Consider the following 25,965-nt stretch of genomic DNA (forward strand, 5'->3'; position numbering starts at 1 on the left):
AGTGGTGCTATGGTCCCGCCGACAGGAATCGAACCTGTATTTAGCGCTTAGGAGGCACTCGTTCTATCCATTGAACTACGGCGAGACGCGCAGCCCACTATTGTAGTGGGCTTGGTCAGCCCATTTAGTCGTGGCGCACGGTATAGATGATGTCGATAGCACTTTGGCTACCGGTCTGGCCGCGCAGGCTTAGGCGGCGCGACAGGTCGTAAAACACCGAGATCAGACCGACCGCCCCCGACAGGCCATGCTCGTAGGTGACATACAGTTTGCTCGACAAGCGCTTGCCCAAAGTGATGGCTGCCGTACTGGCGGCATTGCCCGGATCGGCGGCCTTAAAACCGATTTCATCCAAACCGAGCTTGCCCGCCACTGCCCCCGTACCGCCGCCCTGTTTGCCCAGCAAGGCCAACGCAGCCTGCTGGAGCAAGGCAGCTTCGGCACCACCAGCGGCGCTGCTGCGGCCCGTAACCACCCAAGCCAGCTTTTCGGCATCGGGCAGATCTGGATCGGCATACAGGCGTACCAAGGGCGCTTGTGCGCTACCACTGACCTGCACCCCAGCACGCACGCTGATATTGGGCCGAATAGCCAAAATATCCAACGCCGGATTGTCGTGCTTGCCACTAAAGCGCAGCAGGCCGGTTTCGATATCCAGCATTTGGCCCCAAGCACGGTAGCGGCCCTGTTCAGTTTGCACCTCGCCAGTGACACGCGGCGGCGCATCCGGCACAGGGCTACTGCGCAGTTCTAGCTGACCCCGCAGCCGGGTGGTGATGCCATGGCCTTGCAGGGCAAAATCGCGCCCCAAGTCCAGCGTGATAGCCATGTCAATCGGTTTGCGCGTTTGCGCCGGGGTGCTGGGAGCAGGTGCTGGCCGGGCCGCCGCCACGGCTAATTTGCGCGCAGAACGCACTTCGACATCAGCCCCCAAGCGCGGCGCAGTGGCATCGGGCAGCAAGATAGCCGCACGATCTACTTGCAGCTGACCGCGCAGTGTCAATTGGCCCTGTGCCAACTGGGCGCGCAAAGCGCCCGATACGCTCACTTGTCGGTCAGCACGCACCAGCACCTGCAAAGCTTGGGCCTGCGCTTGCAAGTCGAGGTGGATACCAGAGCCAGCGCCAGCATCGTTCCAGCGGATGCTGCCACTGCCTTGCAGGCTGCCACCCTCTTGGGGCGGGGCAGTCAGGTTGCCGCTGTAGCCTGCAATGCGCGCTTGGCTGCCCTTGCCACCACGCCAATACCATTCAGTAATCTCTAGCCAATCACCACGCAGCACGGTGCGCAGGCGGCCCTCTTGCAAATCGACACCATCGACCAAGGAGCGCAGGGCCAGTTGATCGGCGTTGATGTGGCCCTGCCAGCGCGGCGCTTGGCGCGTGCCCGACAGCGTGGCATCGGCATGGAGCGTGCCACGGATACGCCAGCCCGGCGGAGCCAGCACCGACCAGACGCCCATGTCCGGCAACTTGGCCTGCACACGAGCGGCCAGTGGGGCATCGTCAGTCCAAACCCAGCCAGACTCCTCGCGCTTTAAGCGGGTATTGGCCTGCGCTTGTACTTGACCGGCTTGGGCGCTGTCCCACACCAGTTGGGCGCGCACGTTGTCATCCACCGCGTTGAGCTGCAAGCGGGCTTGGCGCAGTCCGGCAGGGGTGGCTGCACCTTGTTCGTGCAGCAGTTGCACATCGCCTTGGGTACGTTGCACTTGCAGTTGTGCGCGCAAGCTGGGGTGGGTTTGAATGTCCCAATCGGCCTCTAGCAGCAGGTGGTCACTGGCCAAGCCTGCTGCGGCCAGCACCGGGGTCTTGGCCGGGGCCAGCGCATCCACCCACGCCAAGGGCAAGCCCGCCAGATGGCCGCGTGTTTGCAACTGCATACCGCCGGACGTACCCCAGCGCGATTGCAGGGGCTGCCACTGCAGTTGCACCGCACCCGGCAGCGGGCCGGTGATGCGGGCCTGCCCAGCGGCTACCTCCAACACAGCTTGTACCCTACCAGCGGTGGGTGGATGCCAAACGGCATCCAATGCCTGATCGAGGGTGAGGTTCCAACGACCAGCGCGCTCTTGGTGTTGCAGTTGCAACTGCAAGGCGCTGAGTTGGGCTTTCCACGGGCTGGTGGCGGTGTTGCCGTCGCGTTGGGCTTGGAGTTGGCTGTGCAAGGTAGCTCGGTAGGGTGCCATGCCCGCTTGTGCATCCAAGCGCAGAGTGGCCTGCTGGGCACTGCCAGAGGCTTGCGCTTGCACCGCCGTCAGTTCTAGCCGTTGCGCTGGTGCCTCGGCGCTGGCAGCGGGTTGCGCCAACACCAAGGTAGGAATCGCCAAGGTGGCCTCCCAGCGCAAGGGAGTGGCCGAGCTGGCACGGGGGGCAGCCGGGGGACGCACGCTGTCCCAGCCCCCTTGCCAATGCAGCGCCAATTGTGCTTGCCCCTGTACGCTGTGGCCGGGCAACAGCGCTGGTACACCAGGCAAGGTTTGTAACCATTGCCGCAAGCGCTCGGCGTGGTGGACTTGGCCTTGCAGCTTGCCTTGGCCCTGCACGGCACCCAGCAAGCCGCTGGCATCCCATTGGGCACCGGGCACAGTCAATGCGAAGGTGCCGCGCACTACGGGGGTAGGCCCCCACAGCAGGCTCACCTTATCAGCTTGGAGCTTGGCTTGCAAAGCCTCAACCTGCACGCGCTGCAAATCCAGCGTGGGGGCTTGCCAATGGCCTTGGACTTGAATTTTTTGGATAGGCAAGCCTGCCATTTTTCCTGCTGCTGGGGCTGGTGCTGCCCGCACATCGACACTGAAATCCACGGCTACGCCATCTGGGCTTTGGGCGCGCACCCAGCCGTTCAAAGGGGCGGCATCCAAACGGCTATGCAGGGCTGCTGGATTGAGGCTTTGTAGCTGCGCACTGCCCTGCACCATCTGGGTGGCTGGGGTGTAGCGGCCTTGCAGTTCTACCCGGCCAGCCCCCAGTTGTAGCAGGGCTTGGGGCAGATGCCATTGCTGGCCGTCATAGTGGGCTTGGGCGTTGAGCTGGCTGAAGGGCAGGCGCTGCCGATCCCATGGGCCAGGGCTATCGTTGCGCAACTGTACAGCCACTGTCCAGCCAGAGGCGCTTTCGGGCTGGAGCTGGAGCTGGCCGTGCAAGGCGGTGGCTGGTGCTTGCGGCCACAACGCTGCCAGATTGAGCGCCCGCACATCGGCCTGCACCTGCTGCAAGGGCTGGGCGGCCCACGGTGCCAATTGCGCGGCCAGTTCGGCCCCTATCATCTCTGCTGCGGTGGCGTTGTTCTGTGCCTGCGGGCGCAAACTGGCCTGCAAAGACAGCCGCGCCCCAGCACCGGCCAAAGTGCCTTGGACATGGGCTTGGGCCTGTGCCAACAGCGGCTGCGTGGCTTTGGGCAGCGTGGTTTGCACCTGCCCTTGCACCTGCACATCCAAAGCCATCGGGGCTTGTGCCTGCAAACGGGCTTGGGCGCTGTACTGGCCTTGGGCCAAGCTCAAGCGCTCCACCTTGAGTTGGTGGCTGCTGCCGTCATAGCCATAGTGGCCTGCCAGCGCACTGGCCTGCACCGAGGTGGGGCCTTTAATCCAAGATATCTGATCGACCTGAAACCCCAGCGCCACCGACACCGGCAGCAGCAATTGTTGCAGGGGCTGCGGTGGCGGTTTATCTGGCTCTGGGGTTTGGCTGATGTCTAAGCGGGCGATGTGCAATTGCTCAATTTGTACCTGCCGCTGCTGCCACAGCGGTGCCAACTGCCAGCGCAGCGCTATATCGTGGGCTTCTACCGACAACGCTGGCCCCTGCCAGCGCAGCCAAGCAATGTGGCCGCCTTGGTGCAAAGAGCCACGCACCCCGCGCACTTCTAAAGTTTGGCCAGCAGGCAGCCAGCGCCGGGCCAGCTCTAGCGTGCTAGACAAGGCGGTGTCACGGCCTGTCCAAACCCAAGCGGTGCCAGCAGCCAACAGCAGCAGGGCCACCAGCGCCAGCAAGCCTGCCGCCAGCCAGCGCCAGAAGCGCCCTTTGCGGGGTGGCAAAGTCTTGGCGGTGGCAGATGCCTCGTCAGGGCGGGAGGCAGGTGTGGGGGAAGAATCGGTCATCACAGACTAAAAGCTAAAGCCTAGGCGCAAATGCAAACGCACGGCTTGGTCTTGCACGCCATACGCCAGATCAGCCTGCAAGGGGCCTACTGGGCTGCGCCAGCGCACCCCCGCCCCTACCCCTGTGCGCAAGCGCATGGTGCGTGGGGTATCGCCCACGGCCCCGGCATCGGCAAACAAGGCGCTTTCCCAGTCACTAAACTGGTCATGCAACACAATGGGGCGCTGCCACTCCACGCTGGCCACGGCCAAATAACGGCCCCCATAGCGTTGGTCTAGCACGGTGCGCGCGGCAATTTGCTGATAGCCATAGCCGCGCACCGTGGTGTCGCCGCCAGTTAAAAACAGTTGCGTCACCGGCAAAGAAGCCGCATCGCGGGCCAGCACAGCGCCGCCTTGGGCGTGCAAAGCCCAGCGCCCTTGGCGGCTGCGGCCACTGGGCAAGGTGATGGTTTGCGCCGGGACAAACGCCAGCCAGCGCCCAGACATCCGCACAAACGGGTCGCGTTGAGGGCGCAACGTGGTGCCCGCCCCCAACTCCCACGCCAACCCATAGCCAGCGCTGGGGGCGGTGGTGCTGTCAAAGTAGCGGCCCGTCCAACTGTGGTTGATACTCCAAGCCGTGCTCGATGGTGGCGCGCCTTGGCCTTGGGCGTTGGCATAGTCGTATTGCAGATAATTGCTGCGGTCAATGCGCTCACTGTCGCGGCGCTGGCCCGCTTGCAGGCGCGCACTGTTGACTTGATAGCTGCCAGTTTCTTCGCGCTGGAGCTGGGCACCGCCAAACCAGCGCCAGCCGCGCGCGTCGGGCAAATCCGTCCATTGGCTGGCCACTAATTTACTTTTTTGGTCTAGCGAGAGCTTGCTCACGGCGCGCCAGCCAATCAGCGGCAGGCGGTTGTGGATGTGGTCTATGCGCAGACGGGCACCGCTGTCGGTGGAGGCTCCCAAACCAAACACCCATTTTTGCAATGGTGCCTCACGCACTTGGGCCAGCACCGGCGCAGCTTCGGGGGTGGTGGTTTCGGTATCGAGGCGCAAAAACACCGTGTCGTAATAACCACTGCTAGCCAAGCGCTGCTGCGCCTCTAACAATTGCGTTTGGTCGTAGGCGGCCCCAGTGGGCAGGCGGGCAATGCGCTGCGCACCCTCCAAGCTGTAGCGCTGCTGGCCGTCTAGTTGCAGTGCGCCAAAACGGTAGGCTGGGCCAGAGTCGTAACGCACCGACAACTCGGCCCGGTGCTGGTCGGCATCGATCAGGGCGTGGCTTTGGTCAATGCGGGCGGCGGGGTAGTGGCGCGCTTGCAAGCTGCGCAGGCCTTCGGTCTTGGCCTCATCCCACGCTGCTTGGCTAAAAACCTGCCCCGGTGCCAGCTCCCAAGACTGGCGTATCTGGGTTATTTGCGCGCTGGTGGGGGCCTCATCGGCCACAGCCCCAGTAAAGTCAAGATTGACCTGCGCAATCTCCGTGGCCGGGCCGGGTTCTATGATGAAGGTGATGTGTGGCAATGCCTGCGCATCGCCTGTGGGCGTCGGTGTGCGCTCTAGCGTCACGGTAGGCTCAAAGTAGCCTAGCGTGGCTAACAACTCGTGCGCGTCGTCGGGGGCAGAGGCCAACAGGCGCAACAATTCACGCTCTTGCAACTCAGGCAGTTGGCGAAAACGCTGCAACTCTAGGTGCTTTTCTAAATAAGCGCTGATGCGATCATTGGGGCTACGCACCTCTAACGTAAAAGCTACTGGTGCTGTGTTATCGCTATCTGCTGTTGGCGGATGGGGCAGCGTTTGCGCCTGCGCACCCTGCCAAGGCTGTAGGCACGTGCCCAATAGCATGAGCACACTCAGCACCGCCCAGCGCAGCAGCCGCCCAACCTGTACGGGTGCCACTCTAGCTCCCCCAAAAATGGCTTTGCGCACGCGGTAGGCTACTTGGACAGCAGGCGCATAGCCTGCTCCAGCCCCTGCAACGACAGCGGATACATACGGTCGGCCACCAACTGCTGGATGATGGCGATGCTCTGGCGGTATTGCCACACGCCCTGCGGCTCCGGGTTGATCCACGCAAAGTGCGGAAAGGCGTAGGTCAGGCGTTGCAGCCATTCGGCCCCCGGCTCTTCATTGGTGTATTCAACGCTGCCACCGGGTTGCAAAATTTCATAAGGGCTCATGGTAGCGTCACCGACAAAGATGAGCTTGTAGTCCTTGTTGTATTTGCGGATGATGTCCCAAGTAGGAAACTTCTCAGCAAAGCGACGGCGGTTGTTTTTCCAGACAAAATCGTACACGCAATTGTGGAAGTAGTAGAACTCCAAATGCTTGAACTCGGTTTTGACGGCAGAAAACAACTCTTCTACCCGCTGGATATGGTCGTCCATCGTGCCGCCCACATCCATCAGCAGCAGCACTTTGACGTTGTTGTGGCGCTCAGGCACCATTTTGATGTCCAGCCAGCCTGCATTGGCGGCGGTGCTGCGGATGGTGTCGGGCAGGTCTAGCTCTAGCTCATGGCCTTGGCGGGCAAACTTGCGCAGGCGGCGCAAGGCCACTTTGATGTTGCGCGTGCCCAGTTCTTGGCTGTCGTCGTAGTCGCGGTAAGCGCGCTGCTCCCAGACTTTGACGGCGCTTTTGTTTTTACCAGCGCCCCCAATGCGGATGCCTTGCGGGTTGTAGCCGCCATGACCAAACGGGCTGGTGCCGCCGGTGCCTATCCATTTGTTGCCGCCTTCGTGGCGCTCTTTTTGCTCTTCGAGGCGCTTTTTGAGCGTCTCCATCAGCTCGTCCCAATCCATTGCTTGCAGGGCGGCTTTTTGCTCGGGCGTGAGTTCACGCTCTAGCACCTTGCGCAGCCAGTCGGCAGGGATTTCTTGGGTGAAGTCGGTGAGCAGCTCCACGCCCTTGAAGTAAGCGGCAAAAGCGCGGTCAAACTTGTCGAAGTGCTTTTCGTCTTTGACCAGCGTCAGGCGGGCTAGATGGTAGAAATCGTCGATGCTCCAAGCGTCTTCGGAGTGAGGGCCAACGATGCCCGCTTGCAAGGCTTCCAGCAGCGTAAGTAGCTCTTTGACCGAGACCGGGAGTTTGGCGGCGCGCAGGGTGTAGAAGAAATCAATTAGCATGTTTTTAATCTTTGGAGTTTTTATTCTCTAAAAGTAATTTTTCTATTTTAGACCGAAGAAAACCGTTTTCCATTCTAGAAAATAGATCAACCTTCGCCGCAACATCAAAATAACCATCCCCTTCAAAATCAAAAATTAAAAACGCTGCAATCAATGCAAGCTCCGCTTTTGTTAGCTGGTTTAAAAATAAGTTTTTATAATTATCGCAATTATTTAAATCATCGTTTAATGTTTTTATAATCAGCAAAACCGTTTTCGAGTAAGAGTAGCTTTTATTGCACACAGCCACGATTCCATCTATCCTGCCGCAATAGTATCTAAATTGTTTTATATCAACATTAAAGCCTGCAATCAAAGGGATATCCCTTGAAAGTGCTGAGTTTATTCTTGAAACAGCTTCTTTCCCAATAAGCACATCAAAACCACCGTCGCTGCGCCTTGCTGATTCTGTTGTATTTTCCAAAGCTGATTTATAAAGATTCAGCAAATCAAAAAATCTTTGCTCGCTACGTTGTTGCTCGGCAATTTTTGTTTGCTCTTGCATCACCTTTCGGGATTCTTGTAGCTCTTTTCTTGTTTCAGCTAATTCCGCCTTTTGTAGCTTCCATACTGCATACGCAACAAACAGAGTACATCCAGAAATAATTGGATTCAATATTCCACCAATAAAATCACCTATCTCACCAAATTTTTTAATATCTTTAAAAGATTGTGGTATATCCTTAGAAAAGTAAGCAACAGCAGCAGCACCCACCAATAGCAAAGTAATTGCCACTACGGTAAAACCCAAACCTTTTGCGATGGAGTCGTCATCCTCCTTATTGATTTCGGCTGCTTCAGCCAAATCGCCGGATGGATTCGATGGTTGATTGCTGGGTGGGTGCATAAATATGCTTTTTTCTTCTTTTAGCTATGAGATTCAATTCGGCGCAGCAACCGCTCACGTACCTGCGGCCATTCCTCCACCGTCATGCTGTACATCACCGTATCGCGGATACTGCCATCGCGGCGCAAAGCCTGACGGCGAATCACCCCATCTTTTTTTGCCCCCAAACGCTCAATGGCCCGCTGCGAGGCCAGATTCAGGTTGTCAGTCCGCCAGCCCACCACCGGGCAGCCCAAGGTATCAAAGGCATGGGCCAGCAACAACAGTTTGGCCGTGGTGTTCACATGGGTGCGTTGCACACTTTGCGCATACCAGGTGTAACCAATCTCCACCCGGCGCACGGCGGGCACAATGTCGTGGTAGCTGGTACTACCCAGCACCCGGCCCGTGGTGGCGTCGATCACGGCAAAGGCAAAGCGTTGCCCTTGCTCGTGGGCGGCCAGCGCGGTTTCAATGTAGGCTTTGGTGGCGTCGGGCGCAGGCACCGAGGTGATGCGCAGATTCCACAACTCGCCATCAGCCGCCGCCTGCCGCAAGCCCTCCTCATGGGCCAACGTCAGGGGTTCTAGGCGCACATTACCCTGTTGCAGGGTCACAGGTTCCACAAAAGCCATGCTGCACACTCCTGCCTAATGCTCTATCGGTCTCTCAGCGGTTGCGCTGGTTCATGAACACCAGCTTTTCAAACAGGCTCACGTCCTGCTCGTTTTTCAACAGTGCGCCCACCAGCGGCGGCACCGACACTTTGTTGTCGGCACTTTGCAGCGCTTCCAGCGGAATATCCTCGGCCACCAGCAGTTTGAGCCAGTCGATCAGCTCGCTGGTCGAGGGCTTCTTTTTCAGGCCGGGCAGGCCGCGCACGTCGTAAAACGTTTTCATGGCTGCGGCCAGCAGCTCGCTCTTGAGCGTCGGGAAATGCACATCGACGATGCGGCGCATGGTTTCCGCTTCTGGAAACTTGATGTAGTGGAAAAAGCAGCGGCGCAAAAAGGCGTCGGGCAGCTCTTTTTCGTTGTTGGAGGTGATAAACACCAAAGGCCGGTGCTTGGCGCGGATCATCTCGCGCGTTTCGTAGCAGTAAAACTCCATGCGGTCGAGTTCGCGCAGCAAGTCGTTCGGGAACTCAATATCGGCCTTGTCGATCTCGTCAATCAACAATGCCACCGGCTGATCCGCAGTGAAGGCTTGCCACAGCACCCCCTTGACGATGTAGTTGCGGATGTCTTTCACGCGCTCGCTGCTATCGGCGTCGCCCAATTGCGAATCACGCAGGCGGCTCACGGCGTCGTATTCGTACAGGCCCTGCTGCGCCTTGGTGGTCGATTTGATGTGCCATTGCAGCAGTGGCAGGCTCAGGGCCTGCGAGACCTCCTCGGCCAGCATGGTTTTGCCGGTGCCCGGCTCCCCCTTGACCAGCAGCGGGCGCTGGAGCTTGATGGCCGCGTTCACGGCCAGCATCAAATCTTGGGTAGCAACGTATTGGGAGGAGCCTTGGAATTTCATGGGTGGATAGCAAGAAAAACGTGAAGCGCAGATTGTGCGCGTAAAACGCTATGGTTGCCGTGTACGTCAATTGCCCAGCAGCTCGCCCACTGGGCGCAAGGCCGCCACCCGATCCGACACGGCTTTGATGGCAATCATCAGCGGAATACCCAGCAGCAAGCCCCACACCCCCCACAACCAGCCCCAAGCCATGATCCCGGCAAACACTGCCACCGGGTTGAGGCTGCTGGTGCGGCTGGTCAGCCACGGCGTGAGCACATTGCCCACCAGCGTGTGGATGAGCAACGAGGCCCCGCCCACGGCCAGCGCCATATTGGGCGTGCCAAATTGCAAAAAGGCCACCAGTGCCGAGCCGCCCGTCACCAGCAACGAGCCAACATAAGGCACCAAGTTAAGCACCGCCGCCGCCACACCCCACACCGCTGCCTGCTGCAAGCCCAGCGCCCAGTAAGCCAGCCCAGTGGCTACGCCCACCAAAGCGCTCGTCCACAACTGCACCAGCAAATAGCGGCGCACTTGGGTGTTGATCTCATCGGCCATGTCTAATGCGCTTTGCTGGCGTTGCAATCCTGGGCCAACGATGCGCAGCAGCTTGCGCCGTAGCAAATCGCCAGAAGCGAGCAAAAAGAAGCTCAAAAACACCACGGCAGCCAATTGCGCCAGCCCCGACATCAGCCCCAGCGTACCCGGCCACACATAATCGCGCACATTGAACGGTGTCCGCTCCACCACCACGCGCTGCACGCCCCGGCGGATAGCAGGGGTGCCGCTGTCTTGCGTGGCCTGCTCCAGTTGGGTGGCGGCCTTTTGCACCGTCTCTAGCGTGCTGGTGCTGCCTGTGCGGTGGGTGCTGCGCAACTGGTCGCGCACTTTTTTGGCGGCCACGGGCAAAGAATCGACCAATTGCGAAGCACCATCGCTCAAAGACCAACTGCTGCCCGCCAGAGCGGCCACCAGCGCCAGCAGCAGCGCCGCCGCACTCAGCGCCCGTGGCACGCGCCAACGCTGGCTGAGGTACTGCACCGCAGGCTGCAAAGCGCAAGTCAGCAACAAACTAAGCACAATCGGAATACACACTGCACTGGCCCAGTGCAGCGTAGCCACGCTGGCCAAAAAAGCCAACCACACCAAAGCCAGCCGGGGCAAATCAAAGGCAGGGGCTACCGGGGGCGCATTCGCCCCTTGAGCCGTCACTGTGACAGCAGGCTTAGAGGGAGATGCTTTGACAGAAGAGGAAGCGCGCGCGTTCATGGGGCGATTTTGCAACCGGAAGCGGCCACTACACCATCTCTGCACCAAAGAACATGGCGAATCAGCGTTTGATTGCCCGATCAAAACCGGCTGTTGGCCGCTACCATCTAGCCTATGCAAGCCCAGCCCCACTCCTCTCGGCGCACTACGCACCGCCTCCTTTTGCCGCTGCTGGCCGCCGCTGCGCTGGCTGGCTGTGGCACCGTGGCCGATTTGCCACACCTAGAACGCCACGCCCCCAGCGGCCAAAAAAAGGCGATGTCGGCCCATCATTGGGATGTATTGGCCGACGATGTAGCCACACGCATTGCCTACAAAGTCAGTGAATGGCCTTCAGGCCAATTTCCGCTGTACATCAAGCCGGTGCAATCGTCAGACTTTAGCGCGGGCTTTCACAAGCTGCTGCTTACCCGTCTGCTAGACCGCGACATCACTATTTCCACCGAGCCGACCGAGGTGGTGTTGTATGTGGATGCCCAATTGATTGCCCACGGCGCACCACTCACGGGACTGCTACCGCTGTCCTCCGGTGTGTCGGTGTTGCGCAACTGGCAGCCCCCGGCCCCAGGGCGTACTGGGCCCGAAGTGGGCGAGAGTGGCGGCAGCAGTACCTTGCCCGCCGCTACAGCCTCGCATCCGCACAATATGGGGCCTTGGCCCACGCGCACTGAGGTGCTCATTACCACCTCGCTAGAGAGCGGCCAGCGTTATCTGACCCGTACTTCCGACATTTACTACCTCAATCCCGACGATGCCTTTTTGTATGCACCGCCACCGCCGCCACCGGCCCCTACAGCCATTAAAAGCTGGCGGGTGGTAGCACCATGAAGCGCCGTACCGCCGCTTTCGCCCTGCTGGCAGCCGCTGTGGCGCTGCCCGGTTGCGCCCGCTACTACTATGGCGACGCCGCACAGGTGGGCGTCGATTTGGTAGAAGCCAACACCAAAGCCATCGAAGCACTGTTGCAAAACATCGTGCTAGACCCCAGCCGCCCGATTTTGGTCAGCACCTTGGTCAGCGTAGATCGGCTGGGTGAATCTTCACGCCTAGGCCGCACCCTATCTGAGCAATTGGCAGGCCGCTTAGTGCAGCGCGGTGTGTTGGTGGTGGAGCCACGCTTGCGCGACAACTTGGTCATGCTCCCCAGCCAAGGGGAGCTGCTGCTCTCGCGCGAGCTGCACGAAGTCAGCCAGCGCCACGATGCCCAAGCCGTGCTGGTAGGCACCTATGCCGCCTCGTTGCGCTCGGTGTATGTCAGCCTCAAACTGGTGCATCCGGTGGGCAATCTGGTTATGGCTGCTGCCGACTACACTTTGCCGATGGACGACAACGTGCGCTCTTTGTTGTACGCCCGCTAACCGACGGTGCGCCAGCAAGGCGGCTCCGTTAGACTGCGCCGTTTTTTGACCTTTGCTGCCCCATTGCCATGCCCGCCTCTGCCAACAACACCCAAGTTCTCATCAACACCAGCTACGGCCCGTTCACGATAGAGCTGTACGCTACGCAAGCGCCCACCACGGTAGCCAATTTTTTGACCTATGTGGATGAAAACTTCTACGATGGCACGCTGTTTCATCGGGTGATTGACCAGTTTATGGTGCAGGGCGGCGGCATGACCAAAGCCTTGCAATTCAAAGCCACGCACAACCCGATTGCCCTCGAATCGAACAATGGCCTGCTCAATGACCGGGGCACCATCGCTATGGCGCGCACTACGGTGCCCGATTCGGCCACCTCGCAGTTTTTTGTCAATACTGTCAACAACACTGCGCTCAACTACCAAAGCGCCTCTCAGCCCGGCTACGCCGTGTTTGGCAAAGTGATCGACGGTATGGACGTCATCGACGCCATTGAGAACACGCAAACCGCCAGTTTTAGCCTCAACGGTAGCAACTACCAAAATTTTCCTTATCCCTACTTTCTGAGCATCTACAGCGCCGACCGCTACACCCCAGCAGCCACGCTCACTGCCACCAGCCACACCCTGCAAGGCAATGCCTACGGCGTTGCTGTAGCCAGCTACAGCGGCAACCGGCTCGACTATGGCGTCAAGCTCAACAGCAACAAAACCCTGACCGTGACCAAAATTGACGGCCAGCACAGCAGCGAGACCGTGGCCGATGCAGGCCGGCTGCGCTTTACAGATGGCCAGTATGCCTACGACCTCAATGGCAACGCAGGCAAAACGGCACTGCTGATTAACGCCGCTGCGGGGCTCAACGCTCTGACCCCAGCCATCGTCGGTGCGGGCCTCAATCTGTTTGACCAAGGCTTAGACTTGCAAGCGGTAGCACAGGTGGTGATGGATACGGGCATTTTTAACAATGTCAGCCACAGCGATTTTGTCAAAACCGTGTACCAGCATGTGGTGGGCCGCGCTCCTGATGCCACTGCGCAAGCCACCTTTACCGCCATGCTAGACAATCATGAAGTAACCCCAGCGCAAATGCTGGCACTGGCTGCCAATACCGATCTCAATGCCAGCAGCGTCAATCTGGTCGGGCTGGCCCACATGGGTTTGGCTTACGTCTAAACCTGCCTGAACCGTACGCAAAACAAAACCCGGCAGCCTGTGTAAGGCGGGCCGGGTTTTTTGTTGCTAACGGAAAAAATTGGTTCAGTGCAGCATCAGCGAGCCAGCGGCTTTGCTCTTGCCAGCGCGGGCTGGGGGGTTGCACAAACCGCAGGTGTAATGGCGGTTTTCATACAACTCGGTCACAAACTGGCCGCCACACTGGGCGCATTTGGTGCGCGTGAGCATACCGGCATCCACAAACTTGACCAAGCGCCAAGCGCGGGTAAAAGACAACAGCGGCTCCACTTGGGCCATCTCAATTTGTTCGATGTAGAGGCGGTAGGCTTTGGTGAGCTGATCGACCGCATCCAAATCAATGCCCTTAGACAGGTATTCGTAGATGTTCAAAAACAGCGAGCTGTGGATATTTTCTTGCCAAGTCAGGAACCAGTCGGTCGAGAAGGGCAACTGACCTTTAGAGGGCGATTTGCCCGCCACTTCTTTGTACAAGCGAATCAGGCGCTCATACGACAGCGTGGTTTCCGACTCCAGCACCTGCATCCGAGCACCCATGCCGATCAGCATGGCAGCGCGCTCAATTTGCTTGGATTCATTGAGCACGCTCTTAGTAGCGGGCTTGGTGACTTTGGCGGTGCTTTGGTCGGCGGAAGTGGCGGTCATGGTGAAATCTCCAATCAGATGCAGGCAAGGTGACAAAGGCTTACAAAACTTCCGACACGCGGCTGGCCATCAAGATGTTGGCGTGCAAGGTGTTGGTGGCTTCGTTGCCCACCTTTTTGGGGGTGTTGTGGTTGGTCAGCAAGCTCCAGACCAAGTTGTCATCAACACGGAAGCTGCAAAGTAGCGTGTTGCGGGAGGCTAGTTTCATCACTTGCGCTGCCGACAAGGATGACAAAATATCGGCAGCCTCTTCATTGATGCCCAGACGGAACACTGCTTCGGCCTTGTCTTGGCGAATCAAGGTCTGGGCCAGCATCAGATAGGTCAGGTTGGCTTCGCGGATCTCGGCAAGCAGTTGTTCGTTAGTCATGGTGCAATCCTTTCAGTTCGGTCGGGGTTTTCAGGCCACGCCAATGGGTGAACCGTTGAAATGGATTGTGAAGACATGCCAATCAAAAATTAAGTCGGGCTTTGTCGGTATCGCGTGTCAGGCAATCTGGCAGCCTTGTAGGAATTTGCCTTACAAACCATGCAGCAGGTACAGCCCCCTAGCCCCGTGCATGGCCTGCTGCACTGCAACAAGCCCCACCACGCTTTAGGTGGCCCCGCGTGCTACCGGACGACCAGTATCTCGGCACCATTCACTCCAACTACCGGCAAAAAGTGTGGTTTTTCCGAGACCAGCCCATTCCATCGCCAACACATTGGGGTTGGCGGTCACGCCGCTGCCGCAGTGGTGTACCACGCTGGCCGGGTCGCGCCCTGCCAACAGGGCCTCAAACTCGGCGCGCAGCAGCGCAGCGGGCTTAAAGCAACCATCGGCAGCAAAATTGTCGGTAAACGGGCGGTTCAAGGCACCGGGGATATGGCCTGCCACCGGATCGAGGGGTTCCACCTCGCCACGATAACGGGCTGGAGCGCGAGCATCAATCAGCGTTTGCTCAGGTTGCCCCAGCGCTGCCAGCACCTGCGCCACACTGGCCAAAAAGCGCAAGGAGGGCTCCAAACGGAAAGCAGCAGGCACTGGCGGCTGTGCTGGCCCCGACTCCAGCGCCTCCCCTGCGGCCTTCCACGCAGACAAACCGCCATCGAGCACCGCCACGGCCTCGTGCCCGGCCCATTGCAGCATCCACCACAAGCGCCCAGCAAAAGCGCAGCCATTGCGGTCATACACCACCACTTGGCGGTTATTACCCAGCCCTTGGGCCGACAGCCATTGCGCAAAACGCTCACGGCTGGGCAGCGGGTGGCGGCCACCAGAGGCCGGGGCATCGTCGGGCTGGGCGCTGAGGTCGTACTCTAAGTGGGCATACACAGCACCGGGCAGGTGTTCTTGCTGGTATTGCTCGGCACCGGCAGCAGGCTGGGCCAGATCAAAACTGACATCAAACAGCAGCGGCGGCTGGTCGCTAGCCAACAAGGTGCGCAGTTGCGCCACAGAAATCAAGGTGGAATAGGTCATCACAGGTAGGCTGGAGAGTTAAAACCAAGCGCCATTGTGGCTATTCCTAGTGCGGTCTATTCCTCTGGGGCCGGAGTGGCCCCCGGCGCGGCACGGGCGCGCAGCACGGTAGCGGCAATGCCACTGCTGATAATCAGGGCCATGCCCACCCAACCCAGCAGGGGTGTTTTGTCGCCAAACAAGGCCATGCCATACAGTGCTGCAAACACAATCCCTGAATACTGCAAATTAGCTACTACCAGCGTGCCGCGCTGCGTTTTGGCGCTGGCGTAGGCACGCGTCATGCACAACTGCCCACCAGAGGCCAGTATGCCAATCGGCAGCAGCCACAGCCCCGACCAACCGGGCCAATCGGACACCCCCATTACCAAGGTAGCCAAGCCACCAGCCAAGGTGGAGCCGACAGCAAAAAAGAACACGGTGCGGGTTTCTGGCTCCCCCACCCTAGAGAGCGTGACCACCTGCAAATAGGCAAAGGCGGCAGCCATCCCTGACAGCAGGCCCACAATCCCGGCAAACATCTGGTTTTGGTCGAGGCTGGGGCGCAGTACCATTACCACCCCAACAAAACCGGCCAACACCGTCAGCACCAAAGGCCCTTGCAAGGCGGGCAAAGGGGCGCTGGGCGAGGGCCGCCACGCCAGCAAAGCCCCGCCAACAAAAAAGGCGGCAATCCACACGCTGCTCATGTAGTTGAGCGTCATGGCCGTGGCCAGCGGCAATTGGCCTATGGCGTAGAACCAAGCCCCCATTGCCGTCACGCCAATCACGCTGCGCCAAGCGTGCATCCACGGGTAGTCGGTGCGCAGCACCACCCGTTGCGAACGCGCCAACAGCCACAGCACGCCAATACCAATCAGCCCCCGGTAAAACACCAGTTCTGCCGCGTTAAAGTAGGCTGATGCCAACTTAATGCACACGCTCATGCTGGCAAATAAAAAAGCCGCCAGCACCATCCACAGGGCTTGCATGGAATCCTGAAAAGGTAGAGGATAAAAAGCAAAATAGCTGCCAGCGCTGTTTTTTCAGCACCGGCAGCTAGGGGTTCAGGGCATTCAGGGCTACAACGTATTAGCGTTGTGGCACCGCAGCACCCATCGTAGTACGGTACCACTCGTGGAAATGCTGCATGCCGTCTTCCATCGGGCTTTGGTAAGGGCCGACTTCGTTGTCGCCACGGGCCAGCAGAGCTTTGCGGCCTGCGTCCATGCGTTCGCCAATCTCGTCATCTTCGATGCAGGTTTCCATGTAGGCAGCCTGCTGGGCGTCCACAAAATCGCGCTCAAAAGCAACAATTTCTTCGGGGTAGTAAAACTCCACCATGTTCAGCGTTTTGGTCGGGCTGATCGGGTGCAGCGTGGACACCGTGAGCACGTGTGGATACCACTCCACCATGATGTGCGGGTAGTAGGTGAGCCAAATCGCGCCGCGCTCAGGCAGCTTGCCTTGGCGGTATTGCAGTAACACCTCTTTCCACTTTTGGTACACATCCGAGCCAGAATTGCCAAAGGTGGAGGCCACGCCCACGGTTTGCACTGAGTATTCTTTGCTGAATTCCCAGCGCAAATCATCACAGGTGACGAAGTTGCCCAAGCCGGGGTGGAAGGGGCCGACGTGGTAATCCTCTAGGTAGACCTCAATAAACGTCTTCCAGTTGTAGTTGCACTCGTGCAGCTCTACGCGGTCTAGGGCAAAGCCTTCAAAACTGAGTTCAGCCCGTGGCCCCATACCGGCCAAATCGGCGGTAACGTCACGGCCATTGTCTTCAAACAGCAGGCCATTCCACTCGCGCAGTGGGTAGTTTTTCAGATCGAGGCCGGGGTCTTGCGCAAAATGCGGTGCGCCCAACAGGCTGCCGCCGGGGCTGTACGTCCAGCGGTGCAATGGGCACACAATGTTGCCACCGGCATGGCCCTTGCCTTGGCCTTGCAACGTGCCGCGCCCTTGCAGCATCACCGCTTGGCGGTGGCGGCAGATGTTAGAGACCAGCTCTACCTGCCCTTGGGCATTGCGTACCAACGCGCGGCCCTCGCCCTCTTGGGGCAGGGCGTAATAGTCTCCTGCATTGGGCACAGCCAATTGGTGCCCCACATAGCGGGGCCCCCGTTGAAAGATAAGCTCCATCTCGCGCTGGAACAGCGCCTCATCAAAGTAGCTTGAAACTGGTAGTTGGCTTGCAGCCTGCTGCAGTCGAAGACTTAAATCAGACATGGGTGACCTGACCTAAAGACTCCCCACAGGGAGGTGCGCACACGGCGCGGGTGAGAAAAAAATAAACCGGCAGGACGCCGGCTTGCAGGGAATGGGATTATAGGCCGTGGGGTTATTGCTGTGGGGCATTCCCGCAGGGGCCATGCGTGTATTGCCAGCGGTATCGGCCTAAAATTGAAGGTTTCAGACTTTTGCAGGCCCGCTTTCATGCTCCATACCCAGACTGCCCACCCCACCGGCGCGGGCAGCAGTTCTACTCCTTTACTTGACATGGCAGCTTGGATGCAAAGCCACCTGCTGCGGGTGGAGCAAGCCCTGTCCGACTGGGTGGGCCAAGGTGCCCCAGCGGGCTTGGGCGAGGCCATGCGCTACGCGGTGCTCGATGGTGGCAAACGCCTGCGCCCGCTGCTGGTGCTGGCCGCCCGCGAGGCCGTGGCCAGTGCCGATAGCCCCGACGCCCTGCTGCGCAGCCATTGCGATGAGGCTGCGCTACGCGCCGCCTGTGCCGTCGAGCTAATCCACGCCTATTCCCTCGTCCACGACGATATGCCCTGCATGGACAACGATGTGCTGCGCCGGGGCAAGCCCACCGTGCATGTGCAGTTTGGTCAAGCCCCGGCCCTGTTGGCCGGTGATGCGCTGCAAGCCTTGGCCTTTGAGCTGCTCGCTCCCGAAGGCAGCGCCATCCCGGAGGGCATCCAAGCACGGCTGTGCAGCCTGCTGGCCCGCGCCGCTGGTGCCCAAGGCATGGCCGGGGGGCAAGCCATTGACTTGGCCAGCGTGGGCGTAGCCCTGAATGAAGACCAACTGCGCCAGATGCACCGCCTCAAAACGGGTGCATTGCTGCAAGGCAGTGTGCTGATGGGAGCCGCCTGCAGTCAAGCCAATACAGCAGCACGAGCTGCTCTGGCCGACTACGGCGCTGCCTTGGGGCTAGCTTTTCAGGTGGTGGATGATATTTTGGACGTCACTGCCGATGCCGCCACACTGGGCAAAACAGCGGGCAAAGACGCGGCGCAAGACAAACCGACCTATGTGTCGCTGCTCGGATTAGAGCGCGCCCAAACCCATGCCCAAGCCTTGCACCAGCAGGCGTTGGCGGCACTGGCGGCCAGTGGCCTGCCCGACACCCGCGCTCTGGCCGCCTTGGCCGACAAAGTCGTTCACCGCGCCTACTGACCTGCCCCCTTCACGAGACACAGTGATCCATGCCCACCACGCCCTACCCCCTGTTGCAGACCGTCAATAACCCGGCGGATTTGCGCCGCCTGCCCCGCACCGAGCTCAAGGCGCTGGCCACCGAACTGCGCTCTTTTGTCATTGACAGCGTAGCGCAAACCGGCGGCCACCTCAGTTCTAATTTGGGCACGGTAGAACTGACCATCGCCCTGCACCGCGTTTTTAATACCCCACACGACCGGCTGGTGTGGGACGTGGGCCACCAAACCTACCCGCACAAAATCCTGACGGGGCGGCGCGACCGTATGTCCACCCTGCGCCAGTTGGGTGGCCTGAGTGGCTTTCCGCAGCGCGCCGAGAGCGAATACGACACCTTTGGCACCGCGCACTCCAGCACCAGCATCTCCGCCGCTTTGGGCATGGCGCTGGCAGCGCGTAGCAAGGGCGAAGACCGCCATGCCGTAGCCATCATTGGCGATGGGGCCATGACGGCAGGTATGGCCTTTGAGGCGCTGAACAACGCAGGGGTGGAAGACTGCAAACTGCTGGTGGTGCTCAACGACAACGACATGAGCATCAGCCCGCCCGTGGGCGCGCTCAACCGCTATCTGGCACAACTGATGAGCGGCCAGTTTTATGCCAAAGCCAAAAACGTCGGCAAGAACGTGCTCAAAAACGCGCCACCCCTGCTAGAACTAGCCAAGCGGCTAGAGCAGCAGGCCAAGGGCATGGTCGTACCAGCCACGCTGTTTGAGAAGTTTGGCTTCAACTACATCGGCCCCATTGACGGCCACGATCTCGACTCGTTGATCCCGACGCTAGAAAACATCAAGAGCCTGCCCGGCCCGCAGTTTTTGCACGTCGTCACCAAAAAAGGCCAAGGTTACAAACAGGCCGAAGCCGACCCCATCGCCTACCACGGCCCCGGCAAGTTTGACCCCAGCGTGGGCTTGGTCAAGCCCGCTACGCCACCCAAGCCTACTTTTACCCAAGTGTTTGGCGATTGGCTGTGCGACATGGCGGCTCAAGACCAGCGGCTGGTAGGCATTACGCCCGCCATGCGCGAAGGCTCCGGCATGGTGGAGTTTCACCGCCGCTTTCCAGAGCGCTACTACGATGTGGGCATTGCCGAGCAGCACGCTGTCACTTTTGCCGCCGGTCTGGCCTGCGAGGGCCTCAAGCCAGTGGTGGCGATTTACTCCACCTTTTTGCAGCGCGGCTACGATCAGATGATCCACGATGTGGCGCTGCAAAATCTGCCAGTGGTGTTTGCGCTAGACCGCGCTGGCTTGGTGGGTGCCGATGGCGCTACCCATGCCGGGGCCTACGACATCCCGTTTATCCGCTGCATCCCCAATATGGCGCTGGCCTGCCCCGCTGACGAGCGCGAATGCCGCCAACTCTTAAGCACTGCTTTTGCACAAAACCAGCCAGTGGCTGTACGTTACCCACGCGGGGCCGGTGCAGGCATTGCGCCGCTGCAAAGTTTAGACCCCCTGCCCTTTGGTAAAGGCGAAATCCGCCGCCAGTGCAGCCACACCGCTACCGATAATGGGCCTCGCATCGCCATTTTGGCTTTTGGCACCCTGCTGTATCCAGCACTGCAAGCGGCCCAAGCCTTGGATGCCACCGTGGTCAATATGCGCTGGGCCAAACCACTGGATATAGAACTGCTGCTGCAAGTGGCCGCCGAGCACGACCTGCTGGTCACGCTGGAAGAAGGGGCCGTTGCCGGTGGTGCCGGCAGTGCAGTGCTCGAAGCCTTGGCGGCCGCCAAAGTGCAGCGCCCAGTGTTGCAACTGGGTTTGCCCGATGTCTTTATCGAGCACGGCGACCCCGCCAAGCTGCTGGCCTTGCAGGGGCTAGACGCACAAGGCATTGAGCAGGCGGTGCGAATGCACTTTCAATTACCCCACCACCCATAAAAAATCTGGCACCGGCCCCTACACTGGTGCAAATGCCGCACACCCTACCCCCGTGCGGCAATCATAGGCTGCTGCCCACCCCTGCCCGCAGCCCAGAAGCTCCTGCCACGGCAGGTTTTGCAGTCCTTTTCGGAGTCTTCCTATGGATCGTCGTTCCCTTATCAAACACGCTGGCATCGCTGGCGTCCTGGCGGCTGGTGTCGCCCCTGCGGCCCATGCCCAAGCCACCGTGCGCTGGCGCTTGGCATCGAGCTTCCCAAAATCGCTCGATACCATTTTTGGCAGCGCCGAAATGTTTGCCAAGACCGTCAAGGCACTGTCGGGTGGCAAGTTTGAAGTGTCCGTCCATGCGGCTGGCGAGCTTATGCCTGCCTTTGGCGTAGTCGATGGCCTACAAAACGGCACCATCGAAATGGCACAAACTGCCTCTTACTACTTTACCGGCAAGAACCCCATTTTTGCCTTTGGCTGCGCCGTGCCCTTTGGCCTGACCGCACGCCAAATGGATGCTTGGAAAAACCACGGCAATGGCCGCAAGCTGATGGATGCCTTCTTGGCCGAGTTCAACATCAAGAGCTACAGCGCCGGCAACACTGGCACACAAATGGGCGGCTGGTACCGCAAAGAAATCAAGAGCGTGGCTGACCTCAAGGGCCTGAAAATGCGCTTGGGCGGTGGTCTGTTTGGCGAAGCCATGCAAAAGCTGGGCGTCGTGTCGCAAAACATGCCCGTGGGTGAGGTCTACCAGTCGCTTGAAAAAGGCACCTTGGATGCTACCGAGTTTGTCGGCCCGTACGACGATGAAAAACTGGGCTTTAACAAGGTGGCACCGTTTTACTACTACCCCGGCTGGTGGGAAGGCAGCGCTGAGCTGGAGTTCTACGTCAACACCAAGGCTTACGCAGCCTTGACCCCAGAGTTCAAAGCCATCGTTGATGCCGCCACCATTGTGGCAGCGCGCGACATGGGCTCCAAGTACGACGCCTTCAACCCGCAAGCGCTCAAGCGTTTGGTAGGTGCCAAGACCCAGCTCAAAGCCTTCTCTAAAGATGTGCTCGACGCGGGCTTTAAGGCATCGATGGAAGTGTTTGCCGAGCACGAGGCCAAGTCGCCTGAATTTAAGAAAATCCACCAAGACATGCGCGCGTTCCAGCGTGACCAAATTTTGTGGGAAAAATTCTCTGAGCAGCGCTTTAACGCCTATATGGCATCGGTCAAGGTATAAACCACCACTGCACCCAGCACCGCTGCAGCCCACTTTGGGCGGCAGCGGTTTTTGCTGTTGGGAGTCACACTTGCCATCAAAAAGCCATCAAAAACAACGAAAATAAGGCAATCTTTTACCGATTGCAAAAATCGAAACCGAAGTCTGTGGATAGTGACATACCATTGGGCATAACCCACATGTGCCACCGTACTTTTCCAGCCTCCCCAATGACCCCGATGCCGTGCTTGAAAAAGAAGGCGTTCTAACCATGTCTCGATTGCATCGTGTGCGGTGGTACTGGCGTTGGTGCTGTGGTTGCGCACTGCTGCTAGCGCTGCTGTTTGGTGCCATGAACACCAACACCTCCCAAGCCCAAGCGGCTGCCAGAGAGGTTTATGTTGGGATTTACAACAACCCACCCAAAATCATGGCTGGGGCCAATGGTCAGCCCAGCGGTATCTTGGGACACTTGCTGCAAGAAATAGCTTTGCAAGAGGGCTGGGTACTGCACCCAGTGCACTGCACTTGGGAAGCTTGTCTGGCGGCCCTAGAGGCTGGCGACATTGACCTGCTGCCCGATGTGGCCTACAGCGAGCAGCGCGCCAGCACATTAGATTTTCACGAAACACCCGCCCTGCACAGTTGGTCGCAAATTTACCGCCGCGAAGGGATAGAACTGCACTCCATGCTGGACTTGCAGGGCAAGCGCCTCATAGTGCTCAACGGTTCCGTGCAAGAACAATACCTGCGCCCTCTGCTAGCCAGCTTTGGTATCACCGCGCAAATCATGCCAGCACAAAATTTTGAGCAAGCCTTTGCCAAGGTGGCAGCAGGCGAAGCTGATGCGGCGGCTGTTAACTACCACTTTGGCGATCAGGCAGCGCCCCGCTTTCATTTGTTGCCTACCAGCCTGATTTTTCAGCCGTCCAAACTCTATTACGCCAGCGGCAAGGGCCGCAATAGCGACCTGCTGGCAACCCTTGACAGCCACCTCACCAATTGGCAAGCCAACCCCAATTCGTTTTATTTTCAAAACCTCAAGCGTTGGAGTGGCCCTCCCCCTGCCCCTCCCACCGTCCCCATCGCCTTCTGGTGGGGCTTGGCTACTGTGGCTGCCTTGCTGCTGCTGGCCTTGGCAGGTATGCTGCTGCTGCGCCGCGAGGTAGCACGCCAAACACACAAGCTGCGCACCAGCGAGGAAAAGCTCTCTACCATCCTCAACAGCATTGAAGCCAACGTCTTTATCAAAGACGCTCAACTGCGCTACCAGTATGCCAACCGCAAACTGTGCGAGTTTCTCGGCGTGCCCATAGAACAAATTTTGGGCAAAAGCGATGAAGCCTTTTTTGATGCCCCTACCGCAGCGCGCATCCGTGAGATCGATCATCTAGTGCTCGAATCGGGCCAGCGCTTGGTGCGCGAAGAATACGGCCATCGCTTAGGCAACACCAAAAAACACACTTTTTTATCGGTCAAGCTACCCTTGGGGCTGCCCGGACAAGCAGGCTATGCCCTGTGCGGCATTTCTACCGAGATCACCGAGCAGCGCCAGTTTATTGAAGAAATCCATCAACTGGCTTTTTACGACCCCCTCACGCACCTGCCCAACCGCAAGCAACTGATGGAGCGGCTACACCAGTTGATGGCAGAGCCTCGCACCCACCAAGGCAGCCAAGCGCTGTTGCTCATTAATCTGGACAACTTTAAAGACCTCAACGATACCCACGGACACAGCGCTGGCGATCAACTGCTGCTGCAAGTGGCGCAACGCCTCACAGCCTGCGCTCGCCCCGGCGATATGGTGGCCCGCTTGGGCAGTGATGAGTTTGCCTTGCTTATGGGTGAGCACAAGCCAAACTCGGCCAGCACGCAGCACCAAATCGAGTATGCAGCCACGCACATTCTCAAGGCGCTGTCCGAGATGCCTTACCAAATTGGCGCACTAGAGTACCTGGCCTCTGCTGGTATTGGCATCACCGTGCTCGATAGCAGCCAGCCATCGGTAGAGGCGATTTTGAAACATGCCGATCTGGCACTGTTCCAAGCCAAGGCCCAAGGCCGCAACAGTCTGCGCTTTTTCAAGCCCGATATGGAAGTGGTCGTGGCCGCACGCGCCGCCCTAGAAACCGATCTGCGCGAGGGCTTGCGCCAAGAACAATTTTTGCTCTACTACCAACCCCAAGTGGACAGCAAGCACCAAATGTTTGGCGTCGAGGCGCTGGTGCGCTGGCAACATCCACAACGTGGGCTGGTGCCACCGGGCAGCTTTATTGGCTTGGCCGAGGCTTCGGGGCTGATTGAGCCGCTGGGGCTGTGGATTTTGCGCACCGCTTGCACACAAATAGCACACTGGAGCCACAACCCAGCTATGGCCCATTTGCAAGTGGCCGTAAATATCAGTGCGCGCCAGTTGCACCATGCCCGGTTTGTAGAGCAGGTGCTAGCTATCTTGGACGAGACTGGGGCCAACCCAGAGCGGCTAGAGTTAGAGTTGACCGAAAGCCAATTGGTCGAGGATATGGAGGGGGCTATCACCAAAATGAAAAAGCTCAAAGAGCACGGCATACATTTGTCGCTCGATGATTTTGGTACTGGCTACTCCTCGCTCAACCACCTCAAGCGCCTGCCGCTCGATCAGCTCAAAATTGACCAATCCTTTGTGCGCGATTTGCTCATTGATGCCAATGACCTGTCTATCGTAAAAGCGATTGTCGGCATGGGCCACAGCCTGCATTTGTCGGTACTGGCCGAGGGGGTAGAAACCCAAGAGCAGCGCGACATGCTAGAGCAACTGGGTTGCATTTTTTACCAAGGCTACTGGTTTGGCCGCCCAATGCCGGTAGCGCAGTTGCAAGACTGGCGCAGCCCCGGCGCAGTCAGCACCAGTTCAGTCGATTGAGAATCGCTAATCGGCCAGAAAACGGGCGTAACGGGCCATATCCACGTTGCCACCGCTGATAATAATGCCGACCCGTTTGCCTTGAATATCCATACCGCCGTGGCGCGCACCAGCAATGGCTAAAGCCCCCGTAGGCTCGACCACGATTTTCATGCGCTCGGCAAAAAAGCGCAGTGCGTGCAACAGCTGCAAATCGCTCACGGTGACGATGTCTTGCACTTGGTGCTGAATCAGGCCAAACACTATCTTGCCCAAACTCTCGGCTCTCGCGCCATCGGCAATGGTGTGTGGTGGTGCGATTTGCACAATCTGGCCGCTGCGCAAAGATTGTTGGGCATCGTTGCCCGCCTCCGGCTCCACGCCCACCAACACGCACTGCGGGGCCAGCACTTGCGCTGCCAGCAAGCTGCCTGCCAGCAAACCTCCACCGCCCACCGCCACAAACAGATAATCTAAGTGGGGCACTTCTTCAAACAGCTCTAGGGCGGCAGTGCCCTGCCCAGCAATGACCTGTGCGTGCTCAGACGGTGGCACCAGCGTCATGCCACGCTCTTGGGCAAACTGGCGGCTCAGGGCCTCGCGGTCGGTGGTGTAGCGGTCGTAAGTGACCACTTGGGCGCCATAGTGGCGCGTGGCAGCCATTTTGGAGGTGGACGCATCTTCGGGCATGAACACCACGGCAGGAATGTCCAACTGGCGCGCCGCCAGTGCTACAGCCTGCGCATGGTTGCCCGCCGAGAACGCCAGCACACCATGGCGGCGCTGCTCGGCGTTTAGCTGCGACAGGGCATTGAACGCCCCGCGAAATTTAAACGATCCAGTGCGCTGCAAACTCTCGCACTTAAAAAACAGCTGTGCTCCCAGCAAGCGGTCAGCGGTGCTGGAGCGCAACACCGGCGTCTGGTGCACAGTGCCTTTGAGGCGCGCAGCAGCTTGGATGACATCGTCAGGGGAGGGGGCGGCGGTCAGAAGCATCTAGGCATTTTCCAGCAGATGGAGAAGGCAATTATCCTGCAAGCAACCCCTCAAGC

General features: G+C 59.1%; 20 protein-coding genes and 1 tRNA gene. 7 read left to right on the forward strand and 14 right to left on the reverse strand.

Features of this window, described 5'->3' with window-relative positions:
• Window positions 1–10 precede the first annotated feature (10 nt).
• The 8 genes from BMX55_RS11640 to BMX55_RS11675 form a co-directional block, all read right to left on the reverse strand.
• Window positions 11–85: transfer RNA gene (locus BMX55_RS11640), tRNA-Arg, on the reverse strand.
• A 39-nt stretch (window positions 86–124) separates the two neighbouring features.
• Window positions 125–4,102: a translocation/assembly module TamB domain-containing protein gene (locus BMX55_RS11645; protein WP_091457864.1), complete on the reverse strand. Its 3,978-nt coding sequence runs from the start codon at window positions 4,100–4,102 to the stop codon at window positions 125–127.
• Between the two features lie 6 nt (window positions 4,103–4,108).
• Window positions 4,109–5,935: an autotransporter assembly complex protein TamA gene (locus tag BMX55_RS11650; RefSeq protein WP_091458098.1), complete on the reverse strand. Its 1,827-nt coding sequence runs from the start codon at window positions 5,933–5,935 to the stop codon at window positions 4,109–4,111.
• Window positions 5,936–6,027: 92 nt separating this feature from the next.
• On the reverse strand, window positions 6,028–7,215 hold the full coding sequence (locus tag BMX55_RS11655; protein ID WP_091457868.1) for a vWA domain-containing protein: 1,188 nt from the start codon (window positions 7,213–7,215) through the stop codon (window positions 6,028–6,030).
• Between the two features lie 4 nt (window positions 7,216–7,219).
• The gene (locus tag BMX55_RS11660; protein WP_091457871.1) at window positions 7,220–8,101 is read right to left on the reverse strand and encodes a hypothetical protein; all 882 of its coding nucleotides are present in this window, start codon (window positions 8,099–8,101) and stop codon (window positions 7,220–7,222) included.
• Between the two features lie 20 nt (window positions 8,102–8,121).
• Window positions 8,122–8,715, reverse strand: coding sequence for a GNAT family N-acetyltransferase (locus tag BMX55_RS11665; RefSeq protein ID WP_091457875.1), 594 nt, complete (start codon window positions 8,713–8,715; stop codon window positions 8,122–8,124).
• Window positions 8,716–8,749: 34 nt separating this feature from the next.
• A complete protein-coding gene (locus BMX55_RS11670) occupies window positions 8,750–9,604 on the reverse strand; it encodes an AAA family ATPase (protein ID WP_091457878.1) in 855 nt (284 codons plus the stop codon).
• Between the two features lie 66 nt (window positions 9,605–9,670).
• Window positions 9,671–10,855, reverse strand: a complete 1,185-nt coding sequence (locus BMX55_RS11675) for an AI-2E family transporter (RefSeq protein WP_091458099.1) — start codon at window positions 10,853–10,855, stop codon at window positions 9,671–9,673.
• A 114-nt stretch (window positions 10,856–10,969) separates the two neighbouring features.
• Here BMX55_RS11675 and BMX55_RS11680 point away from each other — a divergent pair, with 114 nt between their 5' ends.
• From BMX55_RS11680 to BMX55_RS11690, 3 genes are all read left to right on the forward strand, one after another.
• Window positions 10,970–11,683, forward strand: a complete 714-nt coding sequence (locus BMX55_RS11680; protein WP_091457880.1) for a hypothetical protein — start codon at window positions 10,970–10,972, stop codon at window positions 11,681–11,683.
• Window positions 11,680–12,213 (forward strand): FlgO family outer membrane protein, encoded by a 534-nt coding sequence (locus BMX55_RS11685; RefSeq protein WP_091457883.1) that lies wholly within the window; start codon window positions 11,680–11,682, stop codon window positions 12,211–12,213. Before BMX55_RS11680 ends, BMX55_RS11685 begins: the two co-directional genes overlap by 4 nt.
• 68 nt (window positions 12,214–12,281) lie before the next feature.
• On the forward strand, window positions 12,282–13,388 hold the full coding sequence (locus BMX55_RS11690; protein WP_091457886.1) for a peptidylprolyl isomerase: 1,107 nt from the start codon (window positions 12,282–12,284) through the stop codon (window positions 13,386–13,388).
• An 84-nt stretch (window positions 13,389–13,472) separates the two neighbouring features.
• On the opposite strand, the gene flhC is transcribed toward BMX55_RS11690, so the two are convergent.
• From flhC to BMX55_RS11715, 5 genes are all read right to left on the reverse strand, one after another.
• A complete protein-coding gene (flhC, locus tag BMX55_RS11695) occupies window positions 13,473–14,051 on the reverse strand; it encodes a flagellar transcriptional regulator FlhC (protein ID WP_091457889.1) in 579 nt (192 codons plus the stop codon).
• Window positions 14,052–14,091: 40 nt separating this feature from the next.
• Complete coding sequence (gene flhD, locus BMX55_RS11700; protein WP_091457892.1) at window positions 14,092–14,421, reverse strand: flagellar transcriptional regulator FlhD; 330 nt, start codon at window positions 14,419–14,421, stop codon at window positions 14,092–14,094.
• Window positions 14,422–14,646: 225 nt separating this feature from the next.
• On the reverse strand, window positions 14,647–15,513 hold the full coding sequence (locus BMX55_RS11705; RefSeq protein ID WP_091457896.1) for a sulfurtransferase: 867 nt from the start codon (window positions 15,511–15,513) through the stop codon (window positions 14,647–14,649).
• Window positions 15,514–15,569: 56 nt separating this feature from the next.
• Complete coding sequence (locus tag BMX55_RS11710; protein ID WP_091457898.1) at window positions 15,570–16,484, reverse strand: DMT family transporter; 915 nt, start codon at window positions 16,482–16,484, stop codon at window positions 15,570–15,572.
• 100 nt (window positions 16,485–16,584) lie between these two features.
• Complete coding sequence (locus tag BMX55_RS11715; RefSeq protein WP_091457901.1) at window positions 16,585–17,724, reverse strand: aromatic ring-hydroxylating oxygenase subunit alpha; 1,140 nt, start codon at window positions 17,722–17,724, stop codon at window positions 16,585–16,587.
• A 207-nt stretch (window positions 17,725–17,931) separates the two neighbouring features.
• Between BMX55_RS11715 and BMX55_RS11720 the strand changes: the two genes are divergently transcribed.
• From BMX55_RS11720 to BMX55_RS11735, 4 genes are all read left to right on the forward strand, one after another.
• Window positions 17,932–18,903, forward strand: a complete 972-nt coding sequence (locus tag BMX55_RS11720) for a polyprenyl synthetase family protein (RefSeq protein WP_091457902.1) — start codon at window positions 17,932–17,934, stop codon at window positions 18,901–18,903.
• A 29-nt stretch (window positions 18,904–18,932) separates the two neighbouring features.
• Complete coding sequence (gene dxs / locus BMX55_RS11725) at window positions 18,933–20,828, forward strand: 1-deoxy-D-xylulose-5-phosphate synthase (protein WP_091457906.1); 1,896 nt, start codon at window positions 18,933–18,935, stop codon at window positions 20,826–20,828.
• A gap of 142 nt (window positions 20,829–20,970) precedes the next feature.
• Entirely contained in the window at window positions 20,971–22,053 is a 1,083-nt protein-coding gene (locus BMX55_RS11730) for a TRAP transporter substrate-binding protein (RefSeq protein WP_091457910.1), read from the forward strand.
• 250 nt (window positions 22,054–22,303) lie between these two features.
• A complete protein-coding gene (locus tag BMX55_RS11735; protein ID WP_245751415.1) occupies window positions 22,304–24,934 on the forward strand; it encodes an EAL domain-containing protein in 2,631 nt (876 codons plus the stop codon).
• A 6-nt stretch (window positions 24,935–24,940) separates the two neighbouring features.
• Here the strand turns inward: BMX55_RS11735 and BMX55_RS11740 are convergent, their stop codons facing one another.
• Window positions 24,941–25,909 (reverse strand): threo-3-hydroxy-L-aspartate ammonia-lyase, encoded by a 969-nt coding sequence (locus tag BMX55_RS11740; protein ID WP_091457917.1) that lies wholly within the window; start codon window positions 25,907–25,909, stop codon window positions 24,941–24,943.
• Window positions 25,910–25,965: the final 56 nt, after the last annotated feature.

The organism is Giesbergeria anulus, from assembly GCF_900111115.1.
GTDB lineage: Bacteria > Pseudomonadota > Gammaproteobacteria > Burkholderiales > Burkholderiaceae_C > Simplicispira > Simplicispira anulus.